This window comes from Promicromonospora sp. NPDC057138 (assembly GCF_042670845.1).
Classification (GTDB): Bacteria; Actinomycetota; Actinomycetes; order Actinomycetales; family Cellulomonadaceae; genus Promicromonospora.
In genome coordinates this window covers 18,164-29,021 of the sequence record NZ_JBHUUX010000070.1, presented here as the reverse complement: position 1 = coordinate 29,021, position 10,858 = coordinate 18,164, and the positions used below count along the sequence as shown (strand labels likewise).

At 71.8% G+C, this 10,858-nt stretch carries 10 protein-coding genes and 1 riboswitch; of the genes, 3 read left to right on the top strand and 7 right to left on the bottom strand.

Translation table 11 applies throughout. From position 1 onward, the window contains the following. Window positions 1–58: 58 nt before the first annotated feature. The 4 genes from metE to ACFT2C_RS24970 form a co-directional block, all read right to left on the bottom strand. Window positions 59–2,449, bottom strand: coding sequence for a 5-methyltetrahydropteroyltriglutamate--homocysteine S-methyltransferase (gene metE / locus ACFT2C_RS24985; protein ID WP_377209791.1), 2,391 nt, complete (start codon window positions 2,447–2,449; stop codon window positions 59–61). A gap of 8 nt (window positions 2,450–2,457) precedes the next feature. Continuing rightward, window positions 2,458–2,561: riboswitch (SAM riboswitch) on the bottom strand. 251 nt (window positions 2,562–2,812) lie between these two features. Beyond that, complete coding sequence (locus tag ACFT2C_RS24980; protein ID WP_377209790.1) at window positions 2,813–3,565, bottom strand: hypothetical protein; 753 nt, start codon at window positions 3,563–3,565, stop codon at window positions 2,813–2,815. 251 nt (window positions 3,566–3,816) lie between these two features. Continuing rightward, on the bottom strand, window positions 3,817–5,070 hold the full coding sequence (locus tag ACFT2C_RS24975; protein ID WP_377209789.1) for an MFS transporter: 1,254 nt from the start codon (window positions 5,068–5,070) through the stop codon (window positions 3,817–3,819). Window positions 5,071–5,267: 197 nt separating this feature from the next. Next, window positions 5,268–5,732: a GNAT family N-acetyltransferase gene (locus ACFT2C_RS24970; RefSeq protein ID WP_377209788.1), complete on the bottom strand. Its 465-nt coding sequence runs from the start codon at window positions 5,730–5,732 to the stop codon at window positions 5,268–5,270. Window positions 5,733–5,860: 128 nt separating this feature from the next. Here ACFT2C_RS24970 and ACFT2C_RS24965 point away from each other — a divergent pair, with 128 nt between their 5' ends. Both ACFT2C_RS24965 and ACFT2C_RS24960 read left to right on the top strand, forming a co-directional pair. After that, window positions 5,861–7,273 (top strand): tetratricopeptide repeat protein, encoded by a 1,413-nt coding sequence (locus tag ACFT2C_RS24965; RefSeq protein ID WP_377209787.1) that lies wholly within the window; start codon window positions 5,861–5,863, stop codon window positions 7,271–7,273. After that, a complete protein-coding gene (locus ACFT2C_RS24960; RefSeq protein WP_377209786.1) occupies window positions 7,270–9,129 on the top strand; it encodes a M16 family metallopeptidase in 1,860 nt (619 codons plus the stop codon). The genes ACFT2C_RS24965 and ACFT2C_RS24960 overlap by 4 nt, the downstream gene beginning before the upstream one ends. A gap of 69 nt (window positions 9,130–9,198) precedes the next feature. Here the strand turns inward: ACFT2C_RS24960 and ACFT2C_RS24955 are convergent, their stop codons facing one another. The 3 genes from ACFT2C_RS24955 to ACFT2C_RS24945 all read right to left on the bottom strand — a co-directional run bounded on the left by ACFT2C_RS24955 (window position 9,199) and on the right by ACFT2C_RS24945 (window position 10,237). After that, window positions 9,199–9,363: a hypothetical protein gene (locus ACFT2C_RS24955; RefSeq protein WP_377209785.1), complete on the bottom strand. Its 165-nt coding sequence runs from the start codon at window positions 9,361–9,363 to the stop codon at window positions 9,199–9,201. Between the two features lie 17 nt (window positions 9,364–9,380). After that, on the bottom strand, window positions 9,381–9,557 hold the full coding sequence (locus ACFT2C_RS24950; RefSeq protein WP_377209784.1) for a hypothetical protein: 177 nt from the start codon (window positions 9,555–9,557) through the stop codon (window positions 9,381–9,383). A 470-nt stretch (window positions 9,558–10,027) separates the two neighbouring features. Beyond that, the gene (locus tag ACFT2C_RS24945) at window positions 10,028–10,237 is read right to left on the bottom strand and encodes a hypothetical protein (protein WP_377209783.1); all 210 of its coding nucleotides are present in this window, start codon (window positions 10,235–10,237) and stop codon (window positions 10,028–10,030) included. A gap of 20 nt (window positions 10,238–10,257) precedes the next feature. Here ACFT2C_RS24945 and ACFT2C_RS24940 point away from each other — a divergent pair, with 20 nt between their 5' ends. After that, complete coding sequence (locus ACFT2C_RS24940; protein ID WP_377209782.1) at window positions 10,258–10,848, top strand: hypothetical protein; 591 nt, start codon at window positions 10,258–10,260, stop codon at window positions 10,846–10,848. Window positions 10,849–10,858: the final 10 nt, after the last annotated feature.

The following is a 10,858-nucleotide window of genomic DNA, read 5'->3' as shown; positions in this document are numbered from 1 at the left end:
CGAGTCTCCCTGGTGACACCAGGGAGACTCGGACAGGCGCTCTACTTCGGCGAACGAGCTAGAGGGTGGCGCGGACCTCTCGGGTGGCGGTCACCAGGTTGCGGAGGGATTCCTTCGTCTCCGCGTAGGCGCGGGTCTTCAGGCCGCAGTCCGGGTTGACCCAGACCAGCCGCGGGTCGATCGACTTGGCGGCCAGGGTGACGAGGTCGGTCACCTCGTCGACGGACGGCACGCGCGGGCTGTGGATGTCGTAGACGCCCGGCCCGATGCCGCGCGCGTACCCGGCGTCGGCCAGCTCGGGCACGATCTCCATGCGCGAACGGGCCGCCTCCACGGACGTCACGTCCGCGTCGAGGCCGTCGATCGCGCCGATGACCTGCCCGAACTCCGAGTAGCACAGGTGCGTGTGCACCTGGGTGGCGGTGTCGGCCCCGGCGGTCGCCAGCCGGAACGACCGCACCGACCAGTCCAGGTAGCCCGGGTGCGCCGCCGTGCGCAGGGGCAGCAGCTCGCGCAGCGCGGGCTCGTCCACCTGCACGACGCCGATCCCCGCCTCCTCCAGGTCCGTCACCTCGTCCCGCAGCGCGAGCGCGACCTGGTCGGCCGTGTCGCCGAGCGGAAGGTCGTCGCGCACGAACGACCACGCCAGGATCGTGACCGGGCCCGTCAGCATGCCCTTGACGGGCTTGTCCGTCAGGGACGCCGCGTACGCGGTCCAGTCCACGGTCAGGGGCGCGGGCCGGGACACGTCACCCCACAGGATCGGCGGGCGCACGCAGCGCGAGCCGTACGACTGCACCCAGCCGTGCACGGTGGTCGCGAACCCGTCGAGCTGCTCGGCGAAGTACTGCACCATGTCGTTCCGCTCGGGCTCGCCGTGCACCAGCACGTCCAGGCCCAGCTCCTCCTGGAGCGCGACGGTGCTCGCGATCTCGGCGCGCATGGCCGCCGTGTACTCGGCGTCGGACAGCTCGCCCCGGACCCAGGACGCCCGCGTGCGCCGGATCTCCGCCGTCTGCGGGAACGAGCCGATGGTGGTCGTGGGCAGCGGCGGCAGGTCGAGCCGCGCCTGCTGCGCGGCGGCACGCTCCGCGTACGGCGCGCGCTCGACGTCGGCGGCGGTCAGCGCCGCGGTGCGGTCCCGCACCTCGGGCACGACGACGCCGGGCGCCTCGGCGCGCGACCGTACCGCTTCCGTGGACTCCGCCAGTGCCTCGGCGACCGCCGTCCGACCCGCCGTCAGCCCCGTCGCCAGCGTGACGACCTCGGCGACCTTCTGGTCGGCGAACGCGAGCCACGACTTCAGGCCGGCGTCCAGGCGCGGCTCGTCGGCGACGTCGTGCGGCACGTGCAGGAGCGACGTCGAGGTGCCGACGGCGACCGCGCCCGCACCGAGCGCCGACAGGCCCTCCAGCGTGGCCAGCCGCGCGTCGAGGTCCGCGCGCCAGATGTTGTGCCCGTCGATGACGCCGGCGACCAGGGTCTTGGTCTCCAGCCCGGCGACCGGGCCCTCGGGCACGGCGCCGCGCACCAGGTCGATCGCAATCGCCTCGACGTCGGTGCCGGCCAGCAGCGCCAGGCCGTCGCCGGCCTCGCTGCGCAGGTCGCCGTACGGGGCGGTCACCAGGATCGCGGGACGCTCGGCTGCGCCGTCCGCGGCGTCCGGGCCGGGAACGGGGGAGAGGCCGGTGGCGAGAGTCGCGTACGCCCGGCGGACGGCGTCGGCCACCTCGTCGAAGGGGACGTCGAGCAGGTCGGTGACCAGGGCGGGCTCGTCGAGCTGCACCCAGGGCGCGCCCGCGGCGGCCAGTGCGCGCAGCACGCCGGCGTACGCGGCGACGACGTCGTCGAGCCGGTCGAGCGGGCGGAAGCCGTCGGGGGCGCCGTCGGCCGCCTTGCTGAGCAGCAGGAACGTCACCGGGCCCACCAGGACCGGGCGGGTCACGACGGCCTGGCCGCCGTCCGCGGGCAAGGCGAGCTCGGTGAACTGGCGCACCAGGCGGTCGTCCACGAACCCGATGGGGGTGTCCGGCCCGATCTCCGGGACCAGGTAGTGGTAGTTGGTGTCGAACCACTTGGTCATCTCGAGCGGCGGCTTGTCGCCCTCACCGCGGGCCAGCGTGAAGTAGCCCTCCAGGGAGAGCGCGGGATCACCGGCGGGCACCAGGTCCCGGAACCGGTCGGGCACGGCGCCCAGCAGGGCGACGGCGTCGAGCACCTGGTCGTAGAAGGAGAACGAGCCGGGGACGGCGGCCGCGCCGGCGTCCAGGCCTAGCGCGGCGAGGTGCCGTGCGGTGCCGATCCGCAGGTCGCCGGCGGTGGCTTCCAGCTCGTCGGCGGTGGTGCGTCCGGCCCAGAAGGACTCGACGGCGCGCTTGAGCTCGCGACGTCGGCCGATGCGCGGGTAGCCCAGGATCGTGGCGTGGGGGAGGTGCGTGTTGACTGCCATGCGTATCAGCTCCATCGGACCTGGCGTTAGCACCTTGCCCCGGAATTGGCGCTCCGGAGGTAGGTTGCTGCGGTGTCGTTGAGCCAGGACTCTCGACCGCTCTGGATGATGAGACTGGATCGTAAGCATGCCCGCGATGCGGTCGGAAAACCGTCCACCCCTCGGACGTCGTCGGTTCCGCGCGCGATCCTGCGAAAGAGTGTGCCAAGCGCGATCGTGCAACTGACGCCTGAATCATGCAACCGACGCCCGAGGGGAGGCCCGGATTATCCGGACCTCCCCAGGAGAGTGGACTAGGACAGGCGGGCTGTCTGAGCGCCCCTTGCTGGTTGGCGCGTTGGCAGGACCACAGCCGCCGCTGGACTAGATGCCGGACCCGCCGCCGGAGGTGTTGGTCCACCAAGCGTGGTACTCGTTCAGCGAGTACCTCTTCTGCTGACCGCTGGTCGAGGTGATCTCGATGCCGAACTGCATGGTGTCGAAGTCGGTGTTGCGCAGGCGGCCGTTGTCCGCGGCCCATCGCCACACCGCCAGGGCGTCCACGTAGCCGCTGTCGTTCTCGTTGGCGGGGATGAACTGCAGGACGTTCCAGCCCGGGTCGGCCTGCCAGACCGATGCGTAGAGGACGCCGCCGATCGTCACGTTGCTCGCGATCTGGCTGCCCCAGCCGCCGGCCGGGCCCGGGTGCCAGCTGGTGAAGATCATGATCTCGTCCTGGTTGCCCGTGGACCAGAGGTCCGCCGTCCAGTTCCACCAGTCATCACCGGAGGCGGGGGCCGACGACGTGTTGTACGTGAACCCCGCGTTCGCCATCTGTGACAGGGGGGTTCGCGGCCTGACCGAGGTGTTCGGGTACGACTTGATGCCCCCGCCGGACTGGGTCGAGTCGACGTACCACGAGTTCAGGCTGTTGACGGTGAGGCACTGCGAGTTGTTGCCCTGGTTGCCCCAGACGTTGTTGTAGACCGTCCAGTCGTTCGGGGTGTACTCGCCGAAGGTGTCGCACGAGTTGTAGACCGCGGCCTGCGCCGGGGACGCGACGCCCAGCAGCCCGGCGATCGTGAGGACCACCACGGCGAACCGGCCGACGGCCGATCTGCGGTTGACCAGTTTCATCTGATCTTTCCTTCCCTGTGCGCCAGTGCACAGATCGTGGAATGCGCCTAGAGGGCGCATGGGCGCGCAATGCGCGCAGAACGGATATTTTGTTCGAGTCTCGGCATCGCTGTCAAGATTTCACCCTGCGCAATCGGGCAGATAAAGATCTGATGACTCCCGCCGCCGCTCGCCGCCCCGACCCGGCTGCCTGCAGTTGACCACAGCAGTTGCTGCCAGACGGGGTCCCCGCCCGGCAGCAACTGCTGTGGTCAACGTGCCGCGCGGCGAGCGGGGGTGGGCGCGGTCCAGAGCGCGGCGGTGGCGGCCAGCGCCGCGCTGACCGCTAGCGGGCCTGCGAGACCGAGCGGGCCGATTGCTAGGCCGCCGAGCACCGGCCCGACCAGCGCGCCGAGGTTCAGTGCGACTGTCGAGAACGCCCCGCCCATCGTCGGGGCGCCGTGGGCCGCCGCCATGCTGCGGGCGATCAGCGTGCCGCCGACAGCGAACGACAGCGCGCCCAGGACCGGGGCGAGCATCCACACCGCGGACGGGCTCGCCACGAGAGCGGCCCACAGGACCCAGCCCGCGACGAGAGCCGGGGCACCGATCCCGAGGACCAGGTGCCCGTGCGCGTCGGCCAGGCGGCCCGCGGCGGAGACGCCCGCGAAGGCCCCCAGCCCGAACAGCGCCAGGACGACGGGCACGAGCGACGCGCCGAGCCCGGCGCCGTCGGTGACGATCGGCGCCAGGTAGGTGAACGCGCAGAACGTCGCGCCGTTCACCAGCACCCCGAGCACGAGGTACCGCAGCAGGTCCGGCGACCGGAGCGTGCCGAGCTCGGCGGCCAGGTCCACCCGGGCGTGCGATGCACGACTGCCAAGGTCCACCTGGGCGTGGGGCTCCAGCTGGGTTCCGGACTCCACACGGGCGCGGGGCTCTGCCCCGGCTCGGGGCTCGACGTGCGGCGCACGCGGGCCGGGCCGCCCCGGCGTCAGGACGGCGACGGCGACCAGGGCGAGCGCCGACACCCCGGCGATCGCCCAGAGCGCCGAGCGCCAGCCCCAGATCTCGCCCAGGAACGCCCCGGCGGGGACGCCGGCGATGAGGGCGAGCGTCGTGCCGCTGAGGATCGCGGCGAGCGCCCGGGCCTGCCTGCCCGCCGGGACGATCAGGGTAACCGTCGACAGCGCGACCGCGAGGAACCCGGCGTTGGCCACGGCCGCGACGAACCGGCTGCCGAGCAGCACCGCGAACTGGTCGGTGAGCGCGCCCGCGACGTGCGCGGCGACGAAGATCGCCAGGCTCGCGGACAGGGTCCAACGCGGCGGCAGGCGGCGTCCGAGGGCCGCCATCAGGGGTGCGCCGACGACCATGCCGACGGCGAAGCCGGAGGTCAGGTAGCCGGCCTGGGCGATGGAGATGCCGAGGCCGGTGGAGATGCCGGGCACGAGCCCGGCGAGGACGAATTCCGACGTGCCTTGCGCGAAGACCGCGACGGCGAGCACGTAGAGCAGGACAGGCATGTACGCCTCCGAAGGGAGAAAGGGGAACGGGTAGGCCTGGGCGGCACTACGGGGCCCTTCGGATGCGCGGACGGCGCCGGCTCGCGCGCGAATGCGGGAGCGGGGGAGGCGGACCTGGGTCTGCCTCGGCGGTCTCTACAGGCGCATCTCGGGCTACCGGAGTACCGGCAGCCCGAACCTGGATGCCTCTGGAGACCTCACGCCGCGAAACTACCACGCAGGGGGCGCCGCCACGCGACCTCCCGGTCGAGCTGTCCCGTGCAGCGGAACAGGCGCACCTGGTGGGCGTGGGGCAGCGCGGTGGCGAGCGCGGACGTCGTCGTGCGCTCGAAGCCCAGCTTCTGCCAGAAGCCGCCCGACCGGCGGGAGAACAGCCAGGCCTGGCGCGCGCCGGCGTCGGCGGCGCGGTCCAGGGCGAAGCGCGCCAGGCGCAGGCCGTCGCCGGTGCCACGCAGGTCCGGACGGACGGCGACGCTGCGGACCAGCGCGTGCTCGCCGTCCTCGCCGAGCTCGAACCCGGTGGTCGCGGAGACGGCCCCGGCCTCGTCCCGCTCCAGCCACAGGCGGACGGCGGGCTCCGCCAAGGCGGCGACCGTCAGGTCGGCGGCGCGGAGGAACGCCGCCAGGTCGTCGAGGTCGTCGGAGGCGACAGGGCTGAGCACGCCGGGAGCCTACCCGCCCGACGAGCAGGTCGGCGCCTGCCCTGGGAGCATGGGGAGCGTTCGTCGGCCGCTGTGATGGGCCGGCTCGGGCCGCCGGACGGTGGCCGACATGCGACGCAGGGGAACGTATGAGCCGTACAGGGGGCGCCGTCGACGCGTCGGCACGCTCGCACCACGATCTGGGAGACCTGCCGACGTTCGACGCCTGGTCCCGGTACCAGGAGCTCGCGCCCGTTCGCGCGGCCGTGGATTCGCGCGACTGGGACGCCGCAGCGGCGGCGTTCTCCGCCCTCGGACCGCAGGAGCTCGCGCTCGCCCTCGAGCTCGTGGCGGACGAGAGCGACGCGGAGCAGATGCTGGAGGCGGCCGTGGCCGCAGAACCCGACGACCCGCTCGCCCGCACGCTGCTCGCCCGCCGGTACGAGAGAATCAGCTGGGAGATCCGCACCGGGACCTGGGCCGTGGACGTCGTAGCCGAGAAGTTCGAGGAGTTCCGGGAGTGGCTGGTCAGGGCCGAGCAGATCCTCATCGACGTCTGTGTTGACCACCCGGAGCATGTGCCCGCGTGGGAGGCGCGCCTGCTCACCGCTCGCGGCCTCGAGCTCGGCCAGTCGGAGGCGCGCCGGCGCTACGACCGGCTCGCCGCGCTCTCGCCGCACCACTACCGCGCCCAGCGGGCCTACCTGCAGCAGGTCGTGCCGAAGTGGGGTGGTTCGTGGGACGCGGCTGAGGCATTCGTCGCCGAGTGCGCATCCGACGCTCCAGACGGCTCGCCGAGCCGAGCCTTGCTCGCATCGCTCCAGATCGAGCGATGGCTCGGCCTCCGTGAGACCCTCGACGACGAGGCGCTCGAACGTCTCGGGGAGGTCGCGCGAGCCTCGGTGCTCCACGCCGATCACGTGCCCGGGCCGGGCGCGGACTCCGTGCACGCGGAGCTGGCCCTGCTGTACACGTTCGCCGAACGGCACGACGACGCAGCACCGCACTTCCGGGCGTTGGGCGACGATCCGGTCTCGGCGGGCTGGGACTATCTCGATGACAAGGCGCAGTGGTACGCGCGGAGCAGGGCGCAGGCGCTCGGTGGACCAGTACCGCCGCCACCCGGTGCGCCGTCGGAACGGGAGACGCGGCCGGCAGCGGTCGTGCTCGGGTTCCTCCTGATCGTGTGGATCCTGGTCATGGGCGTCATGACCGTGCTCATGATCGGAGTCGCGCTCGGGGGCGATCTGAGAGGGGTGTTCGCGGCCGTGGCGTTCGCCGCAGGGGCGGCCCTCGGAGTGGCCCTCCTCGTGGGGCTTGTCCGTGGACCGCCGCCACCCGGCGCGCCCTCGCTGGAGCGGGGTACGGGCCCGGGAGCGGTTGCGGTCTACGTGGCCTCCCTGCTCTTCGGCGTCGCTCTGACAACGTTGAGTCTCCCGGACGCCCTTGAGGGCGATCGGGGTGCCGCGTTTGCCGTCGTGCTCTTCGGCGCGATGGCGGTCTTCGCGGCGGTCTGCCTCGCGCGGCTCCTCCGCGCGCCCGGCGGAAGGAGCAACCGGTGACCGGGGGACCCGCCGCCGACGCCGGAGAGCCGGCTGTGCCCTTCGACCTCTCGCACCTCGACCATCTGCTCTCGTGGACCACCGTGGACGGGATTCCCACGCTGTTCGCGCCCCGCGAGGGCCCCGTCACGGGTGGTCTCGTGTTCCGTGTCGGCCGGGCGGACGAGACGCTTTCGACCGCGGGTATCACGCATCTGGTCGAGCACCTCGCTCTTTATCGGAACAACCTGAGCGGCGCGCACCACAACGGCCAGACAGAGCAGGTCTGGACCGTCTTCCACGCGACCGGGACGGCCGCCGAGGTCGTCACACACCTCAACAGCGTCTGCGCGTCGCTCCGCGACTTGCCGCTTGCCCGGCTCGAGGTGGAGAAGAAGATCTTGCGTACGGAGGCCGCGGGCCGCCGGGGCGGTCCGTTCACGGCGATGAACATGATGCGGTACGGCGCGCAGGGATACGGGCTCAGCGGCTACGACGAGCTGGGTGTGTGGCGGGTGGGCGCCGACGAGGTCGAAGAGTGGGCCCGGACGCGCTTCACCCGCGACAACGCAGTGCTGTTCCTCACCACGGGCGAGGTGCCGCAGGGGCTCGACCTCAGGCTGCCGCAAGGCGAGCGCATCGCCCCGCCCCAGCCGTCCGACGCGCTCGGCGACACGCCGGCGTTCTTCGTCGGGCACGAGGGCGGCGTCGTCCTCGACGCCGTCGTCGACCGGTCGTCGGCAGCGACGGTGTTCGCGGAGGTTGCCCGGCGCGCGATCTTCGACGAGCTTCGCCAGAAGGGCGGCTTCTCCTACACCGCGGACAGCGACTACTCGCCGCTGGACGGCTCGACGGCCACGATCACGCTGTACGCCGACGCACTTCCCGAGAAGCAGGATGCCGCGGTCGGGGCGTTCGTCGACACGCTGGCGCGCCTGCGGCGCGGCTGGATCGGCGCTGACGAGGTGCATGGCGCTCGTGCGGTGGTGCGCGGGTTCCTCGATGTCCCCGACGCCGGGCCGACGATGCTGCCGGCGGTGGCGGTGAACCTGCTCGTGGGAGGGCGCGTCCTCTCGCCCGAGGAGCATCTGGCCGAGCTCGACGCCGTCACGGTCGAGGACGTCCAGGCCGTCGCTTCGCAGGTCTGGGCCGGCGCGTTGGTGCAGGTTCCCAGCGGTCTGCTCGACTGGGCGGGCGCCGTCCCGGCTCCCAGCTGGTCGGACGATGCCGTGTCGGGGGAGAGCTTCACGCACCTCGACGACCCGGACGTCTCGCTCGTCGTCGGTGAGGACGGCGTGTCCGTCGTCACCATGGACGGCCCGGCGACCGTGCGCTTCGACGAGTGCGTCGCCATGGAGACGCGACCGGACGGAGCGCGGAACCTGACGGGTCCTGACGGGTTCCGCGTCCGGGTGGAGCCGACGCTGTACGCAGGCCTGACGCGCGACATCGTCGCGGAACGGATCGATGCGCGCCTGTCCCGCGAGCTCGTGGTCCCCCTGCCTGCTCGTGAGCCGGACGGGATCCCGCAGCCGGCCGAGCGGGTGCGGCCGTCGGCCGCCGCTCGCGTCTCCCATCTCTCTGAGCCGGTGCTCCGGCGGCTGCGGCGCGCCGGCGACGCGGTCTACGCCCAGGCCCGTCGGTGGTCGCTGAGCAGGGTCGGCTATTGGCTGATGTGGCTTGCGGGCTTCGCGGGTGTCCAGTTCGGGTTGTACGCCGTGCGTATCCTTGCCGAGATCCGGCGTGGCGAGTCGGAAGCGGTCGCCGGCGTTGTGATCCTCGGAGCCCTCTGCGTTGTCCTGGTGGGGACGCTCCTGTACGTCGCGGTGCGAGCTCTCCTGGAAGTCCGACGGGCACGAGGGTCTCGGCGTCGATGACCGCTACAGGACGAGCGATTCCTCAGGCGCGCGCCTGGCTTGAATCCGCAGCGCCGGCGGGGTGGCCGTTCAGGAACCCGTGCCCCCCGTCGGCGACATGCTCGGCCCGTCGCAGGCCATCCAGCTGAACTTGCTGTGCACGAGGTACTGGTCGCCCTGGTCCGACACGGCTCGCGTCTCCGCGGCTTGCGGCAGCCACGTGGTCGGGTCGACGAGGAGGTCGACCCGCGTCACGTCGCCGCCCAGCACCATCACGTCCGCGGGGGGGGGGGGGGAATCCGGAGCCGGATCACCGCGAGCCCGTCCCGGTCCTCGATGCTGAGGTCGTCGTCGAGGCGCTGATCCGCGCCGTCGAGCGCGGACAGGCTGAGCGTCGCGTGGACAGCCACCGCCTGCAACGCCTGCAGGGGCTGCGAGTTCAGCGGCACGGGCTTCGGTGTTGCAGCTCTCGACGTCGTCGACGCGGACCGTCGGCTCGTCGCCCAGGGTCGAGCGGGTCTCTACGCCACAGCCGTCGCTGGCCATCGCGCGTGCCGCGGTGGCCACCACCTGAGCGGGTGTCAGCCCGACGGTCGGGGACATCGACGGCTCGGACGCCGGGTCCGTCGGCGCCGACGTGGCCAGGGCGGACCCCGAGCCGGGGAGGGCACGCAGAACGGGTGGGCCCGCCAGGCTCACCCGCGAGGACCGCGGCCGCGGCGGCGGCCGCACTCCACACGAGGGCAGGCCGGTGGCGCGCCGACGTCCGGTCGCGCCGGGCCTGGGGCCCAGCGTCACGCAGCAGGATCTCGACGCCCTCGGCGTCCGCCCAGCCCTCGTGCGGGTCGCCCGCATCTCGCGCGCGGGCCCGCGACCTACCGGAGTACCGGCAGCCCGAACCTGGATGCTTCTGGAGACCTCACGCCGCGAAGCTACCAGGCAGGGGGCGCCGCCACGCGATCTCCCGGTCGAGCTGTCCCGTGCAGCGGAACAGGCGCACCTGGTGGGCGTGGGGCAGCGCGGTGGCGAGTGCGGACGTCGTCGTGCGCTCGAAGCCCAGCTTCTGCCAGAAGCCGCCCGACCGGCGGGAGAACAGCCAACAGCGGACTATGCTGACGCATATCCTCACGATGTGGAATGGATTGTGGCGTGACCGAGACGTTTAGCTCCCGCAAGTACCTGCTGTCGCCTCAGAGTTACGAGGATGAAGTCGCAGCGGTGGCGGAGAGGCTGGGCTGGCCCTTCATCGGGCGGCTCTCGGAAGATGAGGCCACATTGACCTCACGCCAGCTCTTCTGGGGGAAGAGCCACGATCTGGTTCTGCACTACATGGAGGACGTGCTCTCGAAGAGCCCTTGCTCGTTCATTACCGGGGTCAACGAGCTCGGGGTAGCTACTGCGGCTCGAATTCTTGAGGCGAGGCTCCAGCCAGCAACTCTCGAGGAGGTTCTGGATGCCGCAGAGGCAGTGCGAGATATCCCGCATGACTACGTGCTAGCGGTCCTGAGGCTTGGTCTTGGTGCGCCTGAATCCTTTGACGAGCGGTTCTTCTCCGGCATTGAGAAGGCCGCGCGGAGCTCGCACGAGGAGGTGCGGAAGGCTGCTGCCTGGGCCACTTCATACGTGATATGGCCGCAGTTCAATCCGTTGCTTTCTCACCTGGCCGAATACGACAGCTCCGAGGCCGTACGCCGCGTTGCCACCAGCATCCTGAACGCATCCCGCGCAGAGCTCGGCTAGCGAGGGCGAC